The sequence below is a fragment of the Candidatus Delongbacteria bacterium genome, assembly GCA_041675285.1.
Classification (GTDB): Bacteria; CAIWAD01; CAIWAD01; order CAIWAD01; family CAIWAD01; genus CAIWAD01.
Map to the genome: position 1 here is coordinate 190,499 of JBAYTZ010000007.1, position 21,167 is coordinate 211,665.

At 69.1% G+C, this 21,167-nt stretch carries 15 protein-coding genes and 4 tRNA genes; 14 read left to right on the forward strand and 5 right to left on the reverse strand.

The features are described from left to right. Positions 1 to 154: 154 nt before the first annotated feature. Together WC326_09360 and WC326_09365 are read right to left on the reverse strand one after the other, a co-directional pair. Entirely contained in the window at positions 155 to 1,060 is a 906-nt protein-coding gene (locus WC326_09360; protein ID MFA7331268.1) for a proline dehydrogenase family protein, read from the reverse strand. 27 nt (positions 1,061 to 1,087) lie between these two features. Then, the gene (locus WC326_09365) at positions 1,088 to 2,431 is read right to left on the reverse strand and encodes a cyanophycin synthetase (GenBank protein MFA7331269.1); all 1,344 of its coding nucleotides are present in this window, start codon (positions 2,429 to 2,431) and stop codon (positions 1,088 to 1,090) included. 78 nt (positions 2,432 to 2,509) lie between these two features. Between WC326_09365 and WC326_09370 the strand changes: the two genes are divergently transcribed. Then, complete coding sequence (locus WC326_09370) at positions 2,510 to 3,991, forward strand: FAD-dependent oxidoreductase (protein MFA7331270.1); 1,482 nt, start codon at positions 2,510 to 2,512, stop codon at positions 3,989 to 3,991. A gap of 60 nt (positions 3,992 to 4,051) precedes the next feature. Here WC326_09370 and WC326_09375 read toward each other — a convergent pair whose 3' ends face one another. Genes WC326_09375 through WC326_09385 form a run of 3 tightly spaced genes read right to left on the reverse strand, consistent with a single transcriptional unit; the run spans position 4,052 to position 6,119 of the window. Then, positions 4,052 to 4,699 (reverse strand): hypothetical protein, encoded by a 648-nt coding sequence (locus WC326_09375; protein MFA7331271.1) that lies wholly within the window; start codon positions 4,697 to 4,699, stop codon positions 4,052 to 4,054. A 38-nt stretch (positions 4,700 to 4,737) separates the two neighbouring features. Then, complete coding sequence (locus tag WC326_09380; GenBank protein MFA7331272.1) at positions 4,738 to 5,517, reverse strand: hypothetical protein; 780 nt, start codon at positions 5,515 to 5,517, stop codon at positions 4,738 to 4,740. Between the two features lie 29 nt (positions 5,518 to 5,546). Further along, complete coding sequence (locus WC326_09385; GenBank protein MFA7331273.1) at positions 5,547 to 6,119, reverse strand: DUF5698 domain-containing protein; 573 nt, start codon at positions 6,117 to 6,119, stop codon at positions 5,547 to 5,549. 113 nt (positions 6,120 to 6,232) lie between these two features. Between WC326_09385 and WC326_09390 the strand changes: the two genes are divergently transcribed. The 13 genes from WC326_09390 to WC326_09450 all read left to right on the forward strand — a co-directional run. After that, entirely contained in the window at positions 6,233 to 7,774 is a 1,542-nt protein-coding gene (locus tag WC326_09390; GenBank protein MFA7331274.1) for a hypothetical protein, read from the forward strand. A gap of 146 nt (positions 7,775 to 7,920) precedes the next feature. Beyond that, positions 7,921 to 10,542, forward strand: a complete 2,622-nt coding sequence (locus tag WC326_09395; protein MFA7331275.1) for an AAA family ATPase — start codon at positions 7,921 to 7,923, stop codon at positions 10,540 to 10,542. A 97-nt stretch (positions 10,543 to 10,639) separates the two neighbouring features. Next, a complete protein-coding gene (locus WC326_09400) occupies positions 10,640 to 11,401 on the forward strand; it encodes a UDP-2,3-diacylglucosamine diphosphatase (protein MFA7331276.1) in 762 nt (253 codons plus the stop codon). Next, positions 11,398 to 13,509 (forward strand): PBP1A family penicillin-binding protein, encoded by a 2,112-nt coding sequence (locus tag WC326_09405; GenBank protein MFA7331277.1) that lies wholly within the window; start codon positions 11,398 to 11,400, stop codon positions 13,507 to 13,509. Before WC326_09400 ends, WC326_09405 begins: the two co-directional genes overlap by 4 nt. A gap of 32 nt (positions 13,510 to 13,541) precedes the next feature. After that, a complete protein-coding gene (locus WC326_09410; GenBank protein MFA7331278.1) occupies positions 13,542 to 14,306 on the forward strand; it encodes a tetratricopeptide repeat protein in 765 nt (254 codons plus the stop codon). After that, a complete protein-coding gene (locus WC326_09415; protein ID MFA7331279.1) occupies positions 14,303 to 15,046 on the forward strand; it encodes a ubiquinone/menaquinone biosynthesis methyltransferase in 744 nt (247 codons plus the stop codon). Before WC326_09410 ends, WC326_09415 begins: the two co-directional genes overlap by 4 nt. Positions 15,047 to 15,268: 222 nt before the next feature. Beyond that, on the forward strand, positions 15,269 to 17,629 hold the full coding sequence (locus tag WC326_09420; GenBank protein ID MFA7331280.1) for a hypothetical protein: 2,361 nt from the start codon (positions 15,269 to 15,271) through the stop codon (positions 17,627 to 17,629). A gap of 126 nt (positions 17,630 to 17,755) precedes the next feature. Further along, a tRNA-Pro gene (locus WC326_09425) sits at positions 17,756 to 17,829 on the forward strand. 98 nt (positions 17,830 to 17,927) lie between these two features. After that, positions 17,928 to 20,453, forward strand: coding sequence for a leucine--tRNA ligase (gene leuS, locus WC326_09430; GenBank protein MFA7331281.1), 2,526 nt, complete (start codon positions 17,928 to 17,930; stop codon positions 20,451 to 20,453). 202 nt (positions 20,454 to 20,655) lie between these two features. Beyond that, positions 20,656 to 20,738: transfer RNA gene (locus tag WC326_09435), tRNA-Tyr, on the forward strand. A 63-nt stretch (positions 20,739 to 20,801) separates the two neighbouring features. Beyond that, positions 20,802 to 20,874, forward strand: a tRNA-Gly gene (locus WC326_09440). A gap of 10 nt (positions 20,875 to 20,884) precedes the next feature. Next, positions 20,885 to 20,957: transfer RNA gene (locus tag WC326_09445), tRNA-Thr, on the forward strand. Positions 20,958 to 21,055: 98 nt separating this feature from the next. Beyond that, a partial coding sequence (locus WC326_09450; GenBank protein MFA7331282.1) for a GTP-binding protein occupies positions 21,056 to 21,167 on the forward strand: 112 nt, incomplete at its 3' end.

Genomic DNA, 21,167 nt, shown 5'->3' on the forward strand with positions numbered 1-21,167 from the left:
ACGAAGAAAGCGTCCGCATCGTTCCAAAGTCGAGGCGGGGCTCGCGCCGGAATTTGCACAAGTCACGGGGTCCGTGGGGCCGGGCTGGCCGGGCAGGAACGAAAAAGGGCCGTTGGATAGATCTCCTCCGGCCCCGAAACGGCTGAATCCGCGCTCAGTGCTTGCGGAAGAAATCCTTGACGAAGTGCATGACCAGGTCCGGATTCTCCTTGAGGCGCCGGGTGCTGTAGGCGAACCAGGCTTCGCCGAAGGGCACGTAGACGCGCAGCTTGTGGCCCTGGCCCACGATCTCGCGCCGCAGCCCGGGCAGCACGCCCAGCAGCATCTGGAACTCGTAGCGGTCGGGCGTGAGCTTGAGCCGCTTGATGATTTTCAGCGCCCCCTCCACGAGGAAGCGGTCGTGGGTGGCGATGCCCACGTAATTGCCGGCTTCCAGCAGGGCCTCCAGGCAGCGCAGGTAGTTGTCGCGGATCTCCTGGTAGCCGTGGTAGGCCAGTTCCACCGGCTCCTTGTAGATGCCCTTGCAGAGCCGCAGGTGGGTTCCGGCGGGAATCAGCCGCTGCTCGATGTCCGGCAACGTGCGCCGCAGGTAGGCCTGGATCACCACGCCCACCCGGCCCGGGAACTGGGCCCGCAGCTCGTCGTGCAGGTCCAGCGTGGCGTCGGTGAAGGGCGTGTCCTCCATGTCGATGCGCAGGAAGCTGCCCTGGCGGTCGACCTGCTCCAGGATGGCGCGGTAGTTCGCGCGGCAGAGGGCCGGGTCGAGGGCCAGCCCCATCTGCGTGGGTTTCACGCTGACGTTGGCGTCCAGGCCGTCCCGGGCGATGCGCTCCACCACCTGCAGGTAGAGCTTGGCGTAGGCGTGGGTCTCCTCGGGGCGCTGGACATGCTCGCCCAGCACGTCCAGGGTCAGGCAGCAGCCCTCGGCCATGAGCTCCCGGCCGACGCGCACCGCGTCGTCCAGCTGCTCGCCGCTGATGTAGTGCCGGGAAAGGTGCCCCACCAGTTTCTTGGGGAAGTAGGGCAGTGTATTGGCAACCAGATTGTTGAAAGCGGACATGGGTCCTCCGGTTTGGTTGTCAGGATTTTAATGATTCGCCGGGCCACCGGCGCGGCCCCGGCGCCCGTACTCCGCGTTGAGCCGGCGCAGGCAGGGGTCGGGGTTGAGGGCCTGGTCGATGCTGTAGGCGCTGCCGGTCAGTACCACCAGCTCGTCGTCCCGCCGGCCGGCCTCCGCCAGGGCCAGCGCGCGGACGGGATCGGGCTCCACCTGCAAAGGCAGATTGGGAAAGGCCGCGCGGCACTCGTCGGCCAGCGCGCCGGGAGCGCGCCCGGCATAGGAGGCGCCGGTGAGCACCACGTGCGCCGTCCGATCCGCCAGCGGCGCCAGCATGGGAGCCAGCGCGCGCTCCCGGCTCACGCCGAAGACCAGCACCAGCGGCCGGCCGGGAAAGACTTCGGCCAGTTGGGCGGCCAGGGCCGCCAGCTTGTCCGGGTTGTGGGCCACGTCGGCCACCAGGTGGGGCCGGGGCTGCCAGAAGCGCCCGGGCAGGGGCGGCACCGCCAGCAGGGTGCGCAGCAGCTCATTGGGCTCCAGCCCGGGTTCCGCCCGTTCCAGGGTGGCCAGCGCCAGGGCCAGGTTGCGCCAGGCGTGCTCGGGCAGACCGGTTGTGTCACACAGCGTCGCCGCCCGCAGGCGCAGCCCGGTGACCGCCGCCTCGTCCACCACGTGCAGGGGCGCGCCCTCCTGCTCCGCCACCCGGCGGATCACCTCCAGGGCCTGGCCGCGGGCCCCGGTGAGCAACGGCACGCCGGGCCGGGCGATGCCGGCCTTCTCCAGCGCACGCTGCCAGACGGCATGCCCCAGGGTGCGCGGGTGGTCGTTGCCCACGTTGGTCAGAACGCAGAGGGCCGGCGTCAGGGCCATGCTGGGCGCGTAGCGTCCGCCCACCCCCGTCTCCAGGATGCCCCAGCGCGCGCCGGCCTCGGCGAAGGCCTGCAGGCTGAGCAGGATGCCCGCCTCGGCGAAACTGAGGCCGCGTTCGAGTCCCCGTTCGGCGCGATCCAAGGAGTGCGGGCGGATCCGTTCGCGCCACAGCCGGCTCCAGGTCGAGTGGGGCAGCGGCACGCCGTTCAGACTGCAACGCTCGGCGAAGTCGAAGAGGTGCGGATTGGTCATGGCGCCCGCCGGACCCACCAGGGCCAGCCCGGCCTCCAGCAGGCGGCAGGTGCTGCCCTTGCCGTTGGTGCCCGCCACGTGGATCAACCGGGCGGGATGGCCCTGCGGCCAGAAGGACTGGATGGAGTCCACCAGCCAGCGGATGCGCAGCAACTTGTGCAGCGCCCACTCGTCGTGATACAATTCATCCACGGTGGACAGGTAGGCGGGATCGAAGTCCGCGGGCAGCGGGGTGTCGGCTTGCTCTTCCATGGGCCCAATATGGCTACGCAGGTGCTTACCTACATTGGCCGCGCGCAGCCCCTCAGGCTGCCAAGACAGGGAGCGGACGTGGACGAACAGCTGGTGATCATCGGCGGAAACACGGCGGGTCTGGCGGCGGCGTTGGCGGCCCGGCGGCGGCGCGCCGACCTGCGCATCCTGGTTCTGGAAGCCTCCGGCGAGATCTCCTGGGGCGCCTGCGGCCTGCCCTACAACCTGGCGGATCCGACCCGCGCCCCGGAGGATCTGCGCGTGCGGCCCGCCGCCTTTTTCCACGAACAGGACATCCAACTGGCGCTGGGCCAGCGCGTGCTGGCCGTGGACCCGACGGCCCGCCGCCTGCAGCTGGAGCGTCGCGGCGCCGGGGGCGTCGAGCGACTCGAACTGGCCTGGGACCGCCTGGTGGTGGCCAGCGGCGCCCGCAGCCGCGAGCTGACCATCCCCGGCCTGCCCGCCACGCGGTTGGCTCCCCTCAAGACCCTGGACGATCTGCGCGCCTGGAAGGAACGCTTGGGCGGGCTGCGCCGCGTGGCGGTGGCCGGAGCCGGGCCGCTGGGGCTGGAGCTGTGCGAGGCCCTGCGCCAGCTGGGACTGGAGGTCCTGCTGGTGGATCCGGAACCGCTGCCGCTGAAGGGCTGGCCCCGGGAGCTGCGCGCGGCCGTGGCCGCGGAGCTGGAGCGGCAGGGCGTCCGCCTCCGGCTGGGTTGGAGCATCCGCCGGGCGGAGGACCAACCCCTGGCCTGCCGCCTGGAGCTGGAGTCCCCGGCCGGCGGTACGGCGCTGGAGGAAGTGGAGCTGGTGGCCGCCTGCGCGGGCATTACGCCCAACACGGAGTTCCTGCCCCGCAGCCTGGAGCGGACCGCTGCCGGGGCGCTGGCGGTGAGCGCCGCCTTGCGGGTGGGCGGTCTGCCCGTCTGGGCGGCGGGGGATTGCGCCTGCCGCGAACCGGCGGTGCCCGCGCGGGCGGGGGAGTCCGCGCGGGTCTGGAATCCCCAGGCCCGCGAGGCGCTGACGGGCGGCCGGGTGGCCGGCTGGAACGCCGCCGCGGGGGCCGACGAGCGCCAAGCGACCCCGGGGACGCTGACCCAGGTGCTGCGCTGCTTCGGGTTGGAACTGGCGCGCTGCGGACGCTTGAGCGAACCGGATGAGGTCGCGGCGGCGCCCGCCGTCGTGGACATCCCGCCGGTGAGCGGACTGCTGGGCCTGGGGATGGCCCGCGCGGCCCGTCCAAGCGCGGCCGCACCGGCCGCCGTGAGGCGTTCCCGGGCGGCGGGCCAAACGCTTGGCCATGCTCTGCCCGGCGCCGGACGGTTGGAGGTCTGGCTGGAGGCGGAACCGGACGGCCGCCTGCGCGGCGGCGCGATTCTCTCGGAAGGTTGCGGCGGGGCCCTGCGCATCAATCCGCTGGCCGCCCTGCTGCAGCGGGCCGGCACGGCGGCGGAGCTGGCCGCGCTGGACCTGGCCTACAGCCCGCCCTTCGGACCGCTGGCCGATCCGCTGCTGCGCGCGGCGGAGCACCTGTCCCAGCCGTCCGCGGCCCCGCTTCCCTAGCCCCAGAGACTCCCGGTGGCGGGAGTGGGGGGACGACCGGGCCGCACGATTCCTCAATCCTCAGAATCGAATCCCCAGCAGCAACGGCTCCACGTGGAAGAGGACTTTGCTGCCCTGGAGGTTGTGGCCGGCCAGGTCAGGCGGTTCCGGACCGCCATACATGCCGGCCATGACGGCGAAGGAGGCGAAGAAGCGGCCGCTGGAAAACTCAATGCCTGAGCCCACGAATCCGCCAAATCGGTTGAGCTGCACCCGCCGGTGGTCGTCCTGGAGGCGGCCCGCTTCCCACGTGCGGCGCACGCCGGCCAGCAGATAGCCCTTCCTGTTCGAACCCGGCGTATACCACTGAACCCGCACATCGGTGAGGAGTACTTGGAAGTCCTGATCCTTTATGCTCCGCCAGTAGACAGGCAGGGCAAGCCCCCAGGCAGACCTGGGCGGATGCCAGGTGGGCAGCACCTGAATCACCAGTGGATCATCGCCATGCGTACCCCCCCGCTCAAACCAACCTGAGCCACCTGAGCCCGAGGGATTGTCAAGGGAGCGGAGCACTGGTTGGAAGGCCAATTCCCACGGATTCAGGGCCAGGGAAAAGCTGCGTGCGGCCACGGGTTGCGTCGCGGCCGGAGTCGGCTCAGTGGCAGCGGCCAGTCCGGCCAGGAGCACCAGCAGGCTTGCGCCGCATCGGAGGCGGAACCAGGGCGCCATCGGATCCTCCCGCTTCGGCTTCGGTTGGCGACTTCGGGTCAGAAGATCAGGCCGAACTTGAAGAACTCGGCGTCCAGCAGGTAATCCTCGCCCATCAAGCGCTGGTCCCGGATCTCCGTGGAGCTGCCGCCGAAATAGCGGCCGAAGGCCACGTTGCAGTTCCAGTAGAAGCGCTTGGAATGGGCGCGGAAGCCCACGCCGCCGTAGACGCCGCTCTTCGAGAAGCTCGTGTGCCGTCCCTCGACCAGGGTGAAGTCCTCGAGGTACCGGTCTTCCGCGCGGCCGGAGAGCCAGGCCTGACGCAGGCCTCCCAGCCAGTAGAACCCGGCGCGCTTGGGGCTGAAATAGTAGCGGCCCTGCAGGTCCACCAGGGTGCCGCGGAACTCTGAGTCCTCGTTCACGGTGCGGATCCAGATCGGGACCACCAGTTCCAGCTGGCTGTGCGGCGGGAACCAGAACAGCGAGGCGCTGATCATGCGGGTCTCGTCCACTGTGGCGGCGATGGCCAGGGGCAGGTTGAAGGCGAAACCCAGCGCCCCGTCGGGGAAGGGATCCTGCGGCACCACCTCGCGCTCGATGCGGGCCTGGCCTTCCAAGAGGCGCTGCTGCTTGGCCAAGAGCGAGTCCAGTTGTCCCCGGGTTTCTTGGACCTGCCGATCGAGCAGCTCCTGCTGTTTCACCAGCAGTGTGTCGAGCTTGTCGTCCGCTGTGGGCGCCTGGGCCCTGGCGCCAAGGCTCCAGCCGAGCAGGGCGAGCAGGAGCCAACCGCTCCACCCCGGCGCGGGGAGCGGGTTCCGGGTGCATTGGGTCGTGCGCATGCTGCCTCCAGTCTTGCAGGTCCGGGGAATCACTTCTGCTTCATCCAGGCCCGCCAGCCCGTGGCCCGGGGCAGGGGCAGGTTGGGCAGGGCCCGGCTCTCGGACACCGGCTCGATGACGTAGAACAGCTCCGGATCCAGGTCCTTGGCCTTGGCGATGATCTCGGGCAGACCCTTGCGCTCGCAAAGGAAATAGATCATCAGCCGCTCGCCGTCCCGGCCCTCGCCGCGGAAAGTGGTCACGGGCTGGCCGGACTCGCGCAGCGCGGCGGCGATCTCGCTGCCCCGGGACTGGGAGATCAGCCGCACCACGCGCTTGCCCATGGCCAGCCGCCGCTCCACCAGGATGCCCACCGCGTTGCCCGTGGCGAAGCCGCCGGCGTACATCAGCAGGACGAAGGGGCTCTCGGCCACGGTCTGGATGACCTGGCTGATGGCGAAGACCCAGATCAGCACCTCCAGGAAACCCAGCACCACGGAGATGCGGATGTGCCCGGCCACCACGGCCAGGGTGCGCACCGTGCCCATGGAGACATCCACGATGCGCAGGCAGAAGATCAGCAGCCCCAGCTGCCAGGACGGAAGGTCGGCCAGGAATTCCACGAGTTCTCCAACAGGGATTGAACCGGCATTCGCCCCAATATAGGCCGCGGCCCCCGGCTCCCGTGCTACCTTGTGGCGCTGCAAAAAACCCGTCTCCGCAGAAAGGACGCCGCATGTTCATCGACGAAGCCCGCCAACTCGTGGAGGCCCACGGCGCCGTCCGGCAGCCGCTGCTGGAGGCCTGGCAGGAGACGCGCCTGCGCTTCCTGGCCGGACGCCTGGACGCCCCCGCCATGCTGCGGGCCCAGTCCGCCCTGCGCGGCGCGGACGCGGATCCCGTCCTGCTGGACCAGGTCCAGGAGGCCCTGCTCAGCCCGCTGGAGGATCCCGGCCTGGAGGCGCGCCTGTTGGCGCTGTTCCAGGAGCTGGCCGAGGGCCAGGGGGACAAGGCCCTGCGCCTGCGCCAGGACGAACTGCAGCTCGGGATTGAGGAACGCTGGCTCAGGCAGCGGCCGCTGGTGTTCGGCAAGGCCCTGCCGCGCCGCGACCTGCGGCGCGTGCTGGCGGAGTCCCGCCTGGCGGAGGAACGCGCCCCGGCCTGGGAGGCCCTCACGGCGCCCGGTCCCGCGGGAGCGGAAGAACTGCTGGAGTGGCTGCGGCTGGAGGACGAGGCGGCCCGGGCCGGGGGCTGGTCCGGCGCGCTGGAGCGCCGCGCGCTGCGGCTGGGTCTGGACTCCGGTCGTCCCGAACGCTGGCTGGACGAGTTGCGCGCCCGGCTGGGTCCGGCCATCCTGGCCGCGGCCGAGTCCCGGCGCGGCGCGGACCCCGAGGCCACGGCCCTGCGGCGGGGGGCCCTCTATTCGGCGGGAGCGCCTGGTCAGGACGGCCTGCCGCCGGGCGGATTCCTGCGCACCTTGGCGCGCAAACCGCCGCTGGACCTCCTCCAGGAGGTGGCCGAGTTGCTGGGACTGGAGATCGGCGCCCAGCTGCAGCCCTGGGTGACCGAGGCCGAGCAACTGCCGGAGCTGCTCCAGGGCCTGGTGTCCGGGCCCGAGGGCCGCTGGCCCGTGGTTCTGCTGGATCTGCGCGCCGATCCCTGGGGAGCCCGGCGGGCCCTGCACGGACTGGGCGAGTCCCTGGCCCGCCAGGCCACGGCGGTCAGCCTGCGGGAGCGCGGCGAGGAGCCGGGACCGGCCTGCGCTCAGCGCGCGCTGCAGTCCTTCACCCTGGGCCGCCTGCTGGCCGACCTGCCCGGGAACCCCGAGTGCGCCGGCCGGCTGCTGGAGGACCTGGAGCCGGGCTGGGAGGCCTGGTGGCGCGAGCAGGCCCTGCTGGAGCTGGGCGAGGAGCTGCTGCGCGTGGACTGGCTGGCGCGGATTCCGGCCACTGTCCGCGAAGCGGGCGGACTCTGGCTGCGCCTGCGCCGGGAGTGGCTGGGCCTGCCCGAGCGGGTGGAGGAGGCGGACCTGTGGACGGTGGATCCCGGCTTGGGCCTGCGGGCGGGCGAGTCCCTGCCCCGGCTGGCGGCGCGCCTCTTGGCGGCCGGACTGCGGGCGCGCTGGCGGGACGTCGGCCCGGCGGCGTCGCCGGAGTGGGGCGGCCTGCTGCTGGAGAGCCTGACGGAGCCCGACGACCCGGAGCTGTGGGAGGAGAGCGCCGACCGCCTGCTGGAGGCGCTGGATCCCGCGGCCCTGGCGGCCGAGCTGACGGCGTAGCCTCGCAGTGCCGCCACTTGGCCCGGGACTTGCCCTGTCCAGGCCGTTCGCGCGAAACCCGGGAAAACTCCGGGGGCGCCTGACAGTCTGACAGCCCGGCGGCCGCATTCTGCCCGATGGTGGCAGCCGCTGGCAGGAGAGAGCGCATGTTGTCCCTTGATCGACTGACCCATCGCACCCAGCAGAGCCTGGAGCAGGCCGTGCGCCTGGCCGAAGGGCTGGGCCACCAGCAGGTGGAGGGCGACCACTTCCTGCGCGTGCTGGCCGAGGATCCGGAGAGCGTGCTGACCACGGCCCTGAAGAAGCTGGGGCTGCCCGTCCAGGGCGTGCTGGCGGCGCTGGACGAGCGGGTGGCCCGCCATCCCCGGGTGAGCGGCGCCGGCCAGGTCCACCTGTCGCGGCCCTTCGTCCAGCTGCTGGGCGAGGCCAAACTGCAGGCCGACAAGCTGGGCGACGAGTACGTGGCGGCCGAACACATCCTGCTGGCCCAGCTGGAGGAGGCCGGCCGCAGTCGCGCGGATCACGGCGCGGGCTGGCTGCGCGGCCGGGGCCTGGACGAGAACACGCTGCTCAAGCTGCTGAAGGAGATCCGCGGCCATCAGAGCGTCAACGATCCCGACGCCGAGACGCGCTACCAGGCGCTGGAGCGCTTCGCCGTGGACCTGGTGGAACAGGCGCGCAAGGGCCGGCTGGATCCGGTGATCGGCCGCGACGAGGAGATCCGCCGCGTGCTGCAGGTCCTGTCCCGGCGCACCAAGAACAATCCCGTGCTGATCGGCGAACCCGGCGTGGGCAAGACGGCCATCGTGGAGGGCCTGGCCCTGCGCATCAAGGACGGCGACGTGCCCGAGCCCATGAAGAGCCAGCGCATCCTGGCGCTGGACATGGGCGCGCTGGTGGCGGGGGCCAAGTTCCGCGGCGAGTTCGAGGATCGGCTGAAGGCCGTGCTGAAGGAGGTGACCCACTCCGAGGGCCGGATCATCCTGTTCATCGACGAGCTGCACACGGTGATCGGCGCGGGCGCGGCCGAGGGCTCCATGGACGCGGCCAACTTGCTCAAGCCGCTGCTGGCGCGCGGCGAACTGCGCTGCATCGGCGCCACCACCACGGCCGAGTACCGCAAGCACATCGAGAAAGACGCGGCCCTGGAGCGGCGCTTTCAGCCCGTGCAGGTGGGCGAGCCCGACGCGGAGAGCACCATCAGCATCCTGCGCGGCCTGAAGGAGCGCTACGAGCTGCACCACGGCATTCGCATCAAGGACGCGGCGCTGGTGGCGGCGGCGGAGTTGTCCGCGCGCTACATCCCGGACCGCTTCCTGCCCGACAAGGCCATCGACCTGGTGGACGAGGCTGCCAGCCGGCTGCGGATCCAAATCGACAGCCTGCCCGAGGAGCTGGACGAGTACGAGCGCCGCCTGCGCCAGCTGGAGGTGGAGTCCCGGGCCCTGCGGCTGGAGGACGATCCCCCCAGCCGGGAGCGCCTGGTGGGCGTGGAGAAGGAGCTGGCGGACATCCGCGCCGTCAGCGCGGGTCTGCGCTCCCAGTGGCAGCAGGAGAAGAAGCTGATCCAGCGCCTGCGCGCCACCAAGGAGGAGATCGAGCGCACGCGCCACGAACTGGACGAGGCCGAGCGCAAAGGCGACTTCGACCTGGCGGCCCGGCTGACTCACGGCACGCTGCGCCAGTTGGAACTGGAGCGGGCGGCCCGGGAGAAGGAGCTGGACGAGACGCGCCAGCCCCACGCCATCCTGCGCGAGGAGGTGGGCGCCGAGGACATCGCCGAGGTGGTTTCGCGCTGGACGGGCATCCCCGTCACCCGGCTGGTGGAGGGCGAGCGCGAGCGCCTGCTGCACCTGGAAGACCGGCTGCGCCTGCGCGTGGTGGGCCAGGATCACGCCCTGGAGGCCGTGGCCGCGGCCATCCGCCGCAGCCGCAGCGGCCTGTCCGATCCCAACCGCCCGCTGGGCTCCTTCCTCTTCCTGGGTTCCACCGGCGTGGGCAAGACCGAGCTGGCCAAGGCGCTGGCGGACGCCCTGTTCAACGACGAGCGCACCCTGCTGCGCTTCGACATGAGCGAGTACATGGAGAAGCACTCGGTCAGCCGGCTGATCGGCGCGCCGCCCGGCTACGTGGGCCACGAGGAGGGCGGGCAGCTGACGGAGGCCCTGCGCCGGCATCCGTGGTCCGTGCTGCTCTTCGACGAGATCGAGAAGGCCCACCCGGACGTGCTGAACCTGCTGCTGCAGCTGCTGGACGACGGGCGCCTGACGGACAGCAAGGGCCGCGTGGTGCGGGGGCGGGACTGCGTGGTGATCCTCACCACCAACCTGGGCAGCGCCCAGCTCGTCTCCAGGCTGAAGGACATGATGGGGGTCGATCCGCTGCTGGAGCGTCTGGAGCTGGAGCAGGAGGCCCTGGAAATCCTGGGCCAAGCGCTCAAACCCGAGTTCCTCAACCGCATCGACGAAGTGCTGGTCTTCCGGACGCTGGACCGCGCGACCCAGCGCCGGATCGTGGACATCCAGCTGGAGCGGATCATCACCCGGATGGCCGCGCGGCAGATCCGGCTTAGCGTCAGCTCCGCAGCCGTGGAGCGGCTAGCGGAGGCCGGCTTCGACGCCGTCTACGGCGCCCGGCCCATGAAGCGCCTGCTGCAGCGCGAGGTGGTGGATCCCGTCGCCAGCCTGGCCATCGCCGGCGAGTTGGAACACGCGCTGCGGCTGGACTGGCGCGGCGGGGCCTTCGTGGTGGAGGCCGACCCGGCCTAAGCACGTCTCGTCATCCCCCGGCTCGACCGGGGGATCCCCTGCCCAGGAAGTGCTCAAGCCCGCCAGACTGCTAGCCCGCTCTTTCCGAACTTGCGCCATGCAGCCGCTATTCCTGATCAGCGACATCCACGCCGGCATCCGCCACGACGCCGACGACCCGGCGCGCCTGGCGGATTTCGTCCAGGTGCTGGAGCGGGCGCGGGCCGAGGGCTCCGAGCTCTGCATCCTGGGCGACCTGTTCGACTTCTGGTTCGAGTGGCGCGAGGTGCTGCCCAGCCGGCATCTGCCCTGGCTGGCGGCCCTGCTGCGCGCCGTGGAGGGCGGCTTGGCGATCTCCATCCTGCCCGGCAACCACGACTTCCGCCTGGGCGGGCTGCTGGAAACCCGGCTGGCCCTGCGCCATCCCGGCGACTGGGAACGCCGCACGGCCCTGGGCGGGCAGATCGTGCTGCACCACGGCGACGGGCTGGATCCGGCGGAGCGCGGCTACCGGCTCATGCGCCGGGTCTTCCGCTCGAACTGGGCCCAGTGGGCCTTCCGCTGGCTGCATCCGGACCTGGGCATGCGCGTGGCGGACTGGGCCGGGGCCGGCGATCGGACCCACGTCTGGAGTCGGGCCGAGCTGACCGCCTACCTGAAGCGGGGGCTGCCGCTGCTGCTGCAGCCGGAGGACCGCTTGCTGGCCATGGGCCACGTGCACGTGGCGGCCCGGTTCCTGTGGGATTCCACGGTGGTCGGCACCCTGCCGCCCTTCGTCCACAAGTCGCGCGGCTTCTGCATCTGGGACGGCGAGAGGCTGAGTTTCGAGTACCTGCGCCCGGAGCTGGCGCCGGCCCTGCTGGAGGAGCGGCTGCGATGAGATCCAGCCTGGCGGCGCGCGTGATCCTCTGGACCCTGCTGGTCCTGGGCGTGCTGGGCGCCCTGGGCGGGCTGGGGCTGTGGTGGCTGAGCCGCGACCTGCCCCCGCTCGAGGAGCTGGAGCGCTACCGACCCATGCTCTCCAGCCGCCTGCTGGACCGCGAGGGCCGGCTGATCGGCGAGTTCTTCCAGCAGAAGCGCGTCCAGGTGCCGCTGGAGGAGATCTCCCCCTGGCTGGTGGAGACCGTGGTGGCCGTGGAGGACCGGCGCTTCCGCTCGCACTGGGGCGTGGACGTCTATCGCGTGGTGGGGGCCCTGGCCGTGGATCTGGGCACGCTGAGCTACGCCCAGGGCGCTTCCACCCTCACCCAGCAGCTGGCCCGCAACCTCTACCTCAGTCGGGAGAAGAGCCTCCTGCGCAAGCTGCGCGAAGTGCTCACGGCGATCCAGATCGAGCGCCACTACTCCAAGGACGAGATCCTGGAGATGTATCTGACCCAGGCCTACTTCGGCCACGGGGCCTACGGCGTGCAGCAGGCCGCCGCGCGCTTCTTCGGCACCGACGCCCGGGAGCTGGGCCCCACCCAGGCGGCCCTGCTGGTGGGCCTGCTCAAGGCCCCGCGCCACTTTTCGCCCTACCTGCACGCCGACCGCGCGCTGGAGCGGCGCAGCGTCATCCTCCAGGTCATGCGCAAGCGCGGCCTGCTGCGCGGCAGCCAGTACGACGAGGCGCAGGCCGCCCCGCTGGGCGTGGTGGCCGGCGACCTGAGCGGGGCGGAACTGGCGGCGCCCTACTTCTGCGAGTACGTCCGGCTGCAGCTGGAGGACCTGCAGGAGGAACTGGGCGTGGACATCTACCGGGACGGGCTGGAGATCCGCACCACGCTGGACCTGGACATGCAGACCGCCGCCGAGCGGGCTTGCGCGGCGGGCGTGGCGCGGCTGGACTCCATTTCGCAGAACAGCTTCCTGCGGCGGGACTGGATGGCCTGGGCCCAGGAGCGCTGGCCCGAGCTGAGCGACGAGGAGCGCTGGCAGCTGCGGCTCAAGCCCGAGCACCGCCAGTTGGTGGACAGCCTGCTGGCCGTCCAGCCGGCACTGGTGGCGCTGGATCCGGGCAGCGGCGCGATCCGGGCCCTGGTGGGCGGGCGGGACTTCAGGCGCAGCCGCTTCAACCGCGCCACCCAGGCCATCCGGCAGCCGGGCTCGGCCTTCAAGCCCTTCCTCTACACGGCGGCCATCGACAACGGCTACTCGCCGGCCTTCCGCGTCTCCAACGGCCCCGTCTCCGTCGAGGACGGCACGGGCAAGCTCTGGTCGCCCCAGAACTACGACGGCAAGACCGGCGGGTTGACCACGCTGCGCACGGGGCTGAAGGAGAGCTACAACCTGGTGGCCGTGCGCCTGCTGATGGACGTGGTGCCGCCGGACATGGTGGTCAAGTACGCGCGGCAGATGGGCATCACCACGCCCATCGAGACGGACCTGGCCATGGCGCTGGGCTCCAGCGGCGTGATCCCGCTGGAACTGGTCAGCGCCTACGCCTGCCTGGCCAACGGCGGCATCCACTACACGCCCTTCGCCGTGGAGGAGCTGCGGGACCGTCACGGCCACGTGATCTGGCGCCAGCGTCCGCTCAGCCAGGAGGCCCTCTCCGAAGGCACCGCCGCCCTGATGACCGACATGCTCGGCAGCGTGATGCGCGATGGCACGGGCTCCGCCGCCCGCTGGCGCTACGGCTTCAAGGCTCCGGCGGCGGGCAAGACGGGCACGACCAATTCCTACACCGACGCCTGGTTCGTGGGCTACACGCCGCTGCTGGCCTGCGGCGTCTGGCTGGGGCACGACGATCCGCAATTCAGCCTGGGTTCGGGGATGGCCGGCGGCCAGGCCGCCCTGCCGGTCTGGGCCCAGTTCATGAACGAGGTCTACGCCAAGCTCCAGCTGCCGGAGGCGGAATTCCAGCGGCCGGCCTCGGTGGTGGAGGTGGACATCTGCAGCGAGACCTTCGAGCACGCGGGGCCCTTCTGTCCGAACACGTTCCGCGAGTTGTTTCTGCGCTCCTACGTGCCGCAGGGCGAGTGTCCGCTGCACAAGGTGGCGCCCTGATCGGCAGTCAATCTGGAAGGGAAAGGGAAGACATGAGCACGAGAGTCCTGCGTCTGGCCGCTCTGGTGGCCCTGCTGGTTTGTGGCGGAGCCCGCGCGGCGGATCCGGCGGCCCTGCTCAAGGCCTGTGACGAGGCCTGCGCCAAGTACGACCTGAGCCGCGCCCACGAGAGCGCGACCCAGGCCCTGCAGGCGGCTCCGGGCCAGTTCGAAGCCCTCTGGCGCGTGGTGCGCTCCCAGGTGGACCTGGGGGAGGACGCCCAGGACAAGGGCCAGGTGAAGCAGGCGGAGGCCTGGTTCAACAAGGCGCTGGGCACCAGCCGCGAACTGGTGCGCCTGCATCCCGGCCAGAGCAACGCGCACTACTACCGGGCGCTGGCGGTGGGGCGCCGGGCGCTGTTCGCCGGCGGCAAGGAAAAGGTCAGCCTGGCGCAAGAGATTGAGCGCGAGGCTTTGAAAGCCCTGGAGATCGACCCCCGTAACGGGCGCGCTCACGGCTTGATCGGTCGCTACTACCGCGAGATGGCCCACCTGGGCTGGGCCAAGCGCAAGGCCGCCGAGACGCTGTTCGGCGACCTGCCCAAGGGTGGCGACGAGAAAGCCCTCAGTCATCTGCGCAAGGCCACGGAACTGGAGCCGACGTGGGTCTTCGCCTGGTACGAACTGGCGGAGACGCTGGAAGTGATGGGCCACAAGGATGAGGCCCGCAAGGTCTTCCACAAGGCCGCTTCCATGCCGCGCCTGGACCACCGCGATCCGCTGCTCAAGGCGGAAGCCGCCAAGCGCCAGAACGGATGAGTCTGCCCGATCCCCAGGCCCTCTCCCGGGAGACGGGCAGCCGGCGCAAGGCGGGCGTGGAGGCGATGTTCGACCGCATCGCCGGGCGCTACGACCTCCTCAACCACCTGCTCTCCGGCGGAACGGACATCCTGTGGCGCCGTCGGGCCGTGCGCGAACTGCGTCTGCGGCCCGGCGGCGTCTACCTGGATCTGGCGGCCGGCACGGGCGACTACGCCTTCACCATGCTGCGCCGGGAGCCCGGCTGCCGCGTGCTGGCCGTGGACCTGTCCCTGGGCATGCTGGCCCGGCTGGGCGAAAAGACCCGGGCGGCCCGGCAGAGCGGGCAGATCAGCCGAATCCGCGGCGACGGCGAGCGCCTGCCCCTCAAGCCCCGCAGCCTGGACGGCCTGGCCATCGGCTACGGCATCCGCAACTTTCCCGACAAGCGGCAGGCCCTGCTGGAGTGCGGCCGCGTGTTGAAGCCCGGCGGCCGGTTGGTCATCCTGGAATTGGCGGGGATTCCCAATCCCCTGCTGCGCACACTGTTCGGACTGTACTTCCGCTTCGTCCTGCCCCTGATCGGCCGACTGGTGTCCGGTGATGCCATGGCCTACCGCTACCTGCCCGCCTCGGTGGAGCAGTTTCCCGGACGCGGGCCTTTTCTGGCCTGGATGCGGGAGGCCGGCTTCGCCGACGCCCGGGCCGTGGAACTCAGCGGGGGCATTTCCACCCTGTTCTTGGGAACCCGGGAAGGCTGAACCACTGATCACACAAGGGGCAGCCCAGCCCGCCAGGGGCTGTTCGAAATCCGTCACCTTGAGCGATTCCCCCGGGTTCGTGCATACGCTAACAGGTTGTCCAGCAATCAGGTTAGGTTTAGAGTGGCTTGGTCTGGTTTTTGCTCGTGCAGATCATCCGCCAAGAGGATCAGGGCGGCCAAACCTGCCAACTTCTGTCGCTTCATTTTGAAAGGGTTGATTATGAGCAAAATCCTCATGTGCTCCGTTCTGCTGGCCGGCGTGGCAAGCGCCGCCGTGGTGAGCGCCCCCCGGGTGCACCCGCAGTCCGGCGCCGGGACCGTCATCCCCGTGACGGTTCTGAACCAGGACACGGGCGCCTCCGAGCGCGTGGACCGGGACGAGAGCTACAACTTCGATGGATCCGCCCAGGGCTGGGGCAGCTTTGGCACGGGTCTTCAGAACGACACCTGGCACGTGGAGCCCACGGGCCACGGCGGCACCTACACGAACACCTGGTGGAGCGCGGACGCCGCCACCGGTGGCTACTTGAGCAGTTCCTTCGTCTACCTGCAGACTCCGGCCATCAATCTGGTCGGCGCCGTCAACCCCAGCCTCTCCTTCGCCCTCTTCTACGCGCAGGAAACCCCGGGCGGCGAGCCCGTCGGCTATGATGGCTGGGACGGCTGCAACGTCTGGGCCTCCACGGACGGCGGCGCCACGTGGGCCGTGATCTCGGGCACGCCCGCCTACAACGTGACCAGCTCCTACGCCTTCGGCTCGGAGTTCGGCATGGGCACGGGCATCCCCTCCTGGGGCGGCACGGCCGCGGGCTGGTCCAACGCCAGCTTCAGCCTGAATTCCTTCGTGGGCCAGAGTGACGTGCGCCTGCGCTTCGTCATGTGCGCGGATCCGGGCTTCGACGTCATCGACGACGCCAGCCTGATCGGCATGCAGGTGGACAACGTGGTGGTCTCCGCCGGCGGCACCCTCTGGGCCGACGACGGCGTGAACAACACGGGCGGCGCCCCCACCCACGGCTTCTGGGTCTATGGCGACTCCTGGGTCTACACGGGTGCGGAGTGGGTCTGCGACGATGATCCCAGCCTGGGTTGCTACGTGGTCAGCCCCTGGATCACCTACACGGCCCCGACGCTGATCACCGTCGAGCAGGACATCCGTTGCGACCTGCCGGACTCCGACGGCAACGACGACGGCTTCCTCGAGGACTACTTCTACGTCGAGTACAGCACGGACAACGCGGTCTGGACGACGCTGACCTACGACTATGCCGGCGACACGCGTCCGGACTGGATGAACTCCTACTACACGTACACCAACGCCGACGTCTTCAACGGCGCCCTGCAGTTCACCCTGGCCACGGGCACGCAGTTCAAGCTGCGCTACCGCATGCGCACCGACGCCGACATCGACGGCGGCGACGGCACGGGCCTCTGGGTGGACAACGTCAGCGTGACCATGGCCAACGTGCCCACCAACGATCTGGGCGTGAACAAGGCCTGGATGAACTACCCGCGCAATATCACGGTCTCCCAGTTGCCCGCCGCCGAGGTGACGAACCACGGCGCCGCCGCCCAGGAGAACGTCCGCGTGTGGTGGCGCGTGCTGGACGACAGCACGAGCACGACCATCCGCGCCCGCCAGCCGATGAATCAGGTTGCCTTCGCCGTTCCGGCGCTGGGCTCCAACCGCGTGGCCCAGACCGCGGCCGTTCCCAACCTCTGGGAGTGGTTCCCGGCGGCGGAGGGTGGCTATCGCGTCCAGTTCTGGACGGAGCTCGTGGGTGACGAGAATCAGGCCAACGACTCCCTCGAAGTCGACGTGTACATCTTCGGCAACAACGAAGGCATCCTGCGCTACGACTACGACACCTCCAGCGCCTGGACCATCCCGGCCAACGACGGTGAGACCGGCCGCCTGGTGCGCTTCGATCCCATCGCCCAGCCCTGGACCGGCCAGTTCTTCTTCGCCCGCGTCTACAACATGGTGGCCGGCGACAAGGTCCACTTCGTCATTCACTCCCAGGGTGCGGACAGCCTGACCCCGGGTCCTGTGATCGGCGAGTACGTGACCACCATCACCGGTCCGGAAGACATCTATCCCAACACGTTGATCCGCTACGTGGGCAACATCCCCGAGCTGCGTTGCGTGGACCAGGAGCTGTGGATGGGTCTGCGCAGCAGCCTGGACAACGAGCAGGGCGTCGTGGGCCTGTCCGAAGAGCAGGGTGGCCCCTACTGGGTCGGCCACACCTTCTCCTACAACTACACCAACAACACGGCCACCCCGTGGGCCGGCGATCTGCAGATGTTCATGCAGGTTGATTGGGGTATCGAATCGGTCATCCCCTACAGCATCGAGCTGACGGGCACGCGCGCCGGCAGCACCTACACCCTGGACTGGACCTCCCCGGGCCCCGTGGACGGCTACCTGGTGTATCGCAGCGAGGACGGCTACTTCACGCCGGGCACCCCGCTGGCCACCCTGCCCGCCGGCACCACGACCTTCGAGGACACGGTTCCTTCCTCGGGTCGCTTCTTCTATCAGGTGGTGGGCTACAACGGAATGTGCCCCGCCAACTAGGTTCGCACGATCCTGTCTGAATTCCGGCGCCCCGTCATTTTGGCGGGGCGCCTTTTTCATGCCCGTCGATCGCCGTTTGAATTGACTCTCGGAAGCCGGCATTCTATCTTCTCAGCTTCCTGTTGACGGGGCGTGGCTCAGTCCGGTAGAGCGCTCGGTTCGGGACCGAGAGGTCGCTGGTTCGAATCCAGTCGCCCCGATGCAATGCACGAATCCGCTGGTGGCGGGCCTCCGCAAACCGGCGGATTTCGTGTTTCTGGACCTGCAAGTGCAGGACTTTCAACTGACGGAGTACGGCATGTCCTCCTACGAACCCGCCCGCATCGAAGCCCGCTGGCAGGAAACCTGGCAGCGCGAGGGCACCTTCCGCTCGGAGATCGACCCCAGCCGCCCGAAGTATTACGTGCTGGACATGTTTCCCTATCCCTCGGGCGACGGGCTCCACGTTGGGCATCCGGAAGGCTACACGGCCACGGACATCATCGCCCGCTGGAAGCGCATGCAGGGCTACAACGTGCTCCATCCCATGGGCTGGGACGCCTTCGGCCTGAATACCGAGCAGTACGCGGTCCGCACCGGCCAGCATCCGGCGGTCACCACGCAAAAGAACTGCGCCACCTTCCGGCGGCAGATCTCGGCCCTCGGCCTGAGCTACGACTGGGAGCGTGAGTTTTCCACCACGGATCCCGAGTACGTGCGCTGGACCCAGTGGATCTTCCTCCAGCTCTACAAGAAGGGCCTGGCCTACACGTCCGAGGCCCCGGTCAACTGGTGCCCGGCCCAGGGCACGGTGCTGGCCAACGAGGAGGTCAAGGACGGTCGCTACGTGGAGACGGGCGACCCGGTGGAGAAGCGCAAGCTGCGCCAGTGGATGCTGCGGATCACGGCCTACGCCGAACGCCTGATCGCGGACTTGGACGAACTGGACTGGCCCGAAGGCATCAAGACCATGCAGCGCGAGTGGATCGGCCGCTCCGAAGGCGCGGAAGTCGTGTTCGCCGTGGCGGGACAGCCGCTGGAGTTCACCGTGTTCACCACGCGCCCGGACACGCTGTTCGGGGCCACCTACTGCGTGCTTGCGCCGGAACATCCGTTGGTGGAGCGGATCACCACGCCCGCGCAGCAGGCGGACGTGGCCGCCTACGTCCGGGCCGCCCAGTCGCGCAGCGACGTGGATCGCGCCGACGCCACCCGGGAGAAGACAGGCGTGTTCACGGGGGCCTGCGCCGTGAATCCGGTGGACGGCCGCGAATTGCCCATCTGGGTGGCGGACTACGTGCTGGGCGGCTACGGCAGCGGCGCCATCATGGCCGTGCCGGGCCACGACCAGCGGGACTGGGAGTTTGCCCGTGCCTTCCAACTGCCCATTGTCGAAGTCGTCGCCGGCGGAGACATCCGCCAGGCCGCCTACACGGACAACGAAGACGGGGTTCTGGTCAACTCCGGCCTGCTGGACGGCCTGAAGGTTCCCGAGGCCAAGCGCCGGATCATTGCCTGGCTGGAAGAGCGGGGCTGCGGCAAGGGTGTCGTGAACTACAAGCTGCGCGATTGGCTGTTCAGCCGGCAGCGCTATTGGGGCGAACCTTTCCCCCTGCTGCAGACCGCCGACGGCACGGTGCGCGCGGTCCGCGAGGAGGATCTGCCGGTTCAGTTGCCGGTGCTGGACAATTTCAAGCCCACCGCGGACGGCCGTCCGCCGCTGGCCCGCGCCGAGGATTGGTGCCGGGTCACGGATCCCGACACCGGCGAGGTGCTGTTCCGGGAAACCAACACGATGCCCCAGTGGGCGGGCTCCTGCTGGTATTACCTGCGCTTCTGTGATCCGCGCAACTCGGAACAGGCCTGGAGTCCGGAGGCCGAGGCCTATTGGATGCCCGTGGACCTGTACGTGGGCGGCCAGGAGCATGCGGTGCTGCACCTGCTCTACGCCCGTTTCTGGCACAAGGTGTTGTACGACATGGGTCTGGTGCACACCAAGGAACCCTTCCAGAAGCTGTTCAACCAGGGGATGATCCTGGCGGAGAGCTACCGCGATCCCCGGGGCAAGTATCTCAAGCGCGCCGAGGTGGAGCGCGCGGGCAAGGACTGGATCGTCAAGGCCACGGGCGAACCCGTGGAATCCCAGATCGAAAAGATGAGCAAGTCCCGGCTCAACGTGGTCAACCCGGATGAAATGGTGAGGCAATTCGGGGCGGACGCCCTGCGCCTCTATGAAATGTTCATGGGTCCGCTGGATCGCGACAAACCCTGGTCCGAGGAAGGCATCCGCGGGTGCGCCAATTTCCTGCGTCGCGTGTGGAATCTGTACATCGACCAGGAAGACGCGCTCTCGTCCCGGATCCAGGCTCAGGCGCCCAACGCCGCGGCGCTCAACCTGTTGCACCGCACCATCCGGGCGGTCTCCCAGGAATTGGCCGAAATGAAATTCAACACGGCCATCGCCCGTCTGATGGAATTCCTGAATGAGACCGTGAAGCTGGATGTCTTGCCGCGAGAACTGGCCCGGACCTATCTCCTGTTGCTGGCGCCCTTTGCGCCGCACCTGGCGGAAGAGTTGTGGAACCGGATGGGTCACCCGGCCAGCCTGGCCTACGAGGCATGGCCCAGCTGGGACGAGGCGCATTGCCGGCAATCCACGCTGCAGGTGGCCGTCCAGGTGAATGGAAAAGTGCGGGCCACGCTGGAAGTGGACGCTGCCTTGGAGGACGAGGCCGTCCTGCAGTTGGCCATGAACCACGAAAAGGTGCAACCCTGGCTGGCGGGCAAATCGCTCAGATTCCGGAAGCGCGTAGCGCCTGGAGTGGTGTCCATCGCGGTTGGCTGATGGGGCTCGCGCCCTCTGCCACAGCGGGTTTTTCGAGCGTGGCTCGATGTCTCTTCTTGACTTTCTGAGTGGGAACGCTATATTCCACATTCTTCGTCGTTTTCTTTCACGTCCGGCTGACGGGTTGGACGGAGAGAAGGAGCGAAGCGGCGCGCCATCAACGAGTTTCGCCGTTTTCGGCGCGCTGGACTCCTTGAAACACGGTAGGGTGCCCGAGTGGTTAAAGGGAGCAGACTGTAAATCTGCCGGCGAATGCCTACGTAGGTTCGAACCCTACCCCTACCACTGCCGGCAACTCGATGGGCGAAGGAAGGCGCATGCTTTCACAGACCAACGGCTTGCCTGCGTGCGGGAGTAGCTCATTTGGTAGAGCATCAGCCTTCCAAGCTGAGGGTAGCGAGTTCGAGCCTCGTCTCCCGCTTCCACACCGTGCTCGCGTAGCTCAGTCGGTAGAGCGCATCCTTGGTAAGGATGAGGTCACCGGTTCGAATCCGGTCGTGAGCTCTTTCGGGATGTGACAGCTTTTCGGATCCGCCATTGGGTGGATTTTTTTTGCTGGATGGCGGTCCGGCAGGAACGGCAGTCAAACGCGGAGTGATCCAATGGCCAAGGCAAAATTCGAGCGGACCAAGCCCCACGTGAACGTCGGGACGATTGGTCACGTGGACCACGGCAAGACGACGCTGACGGCGGCGATCACGCAGGCCCTTGCGA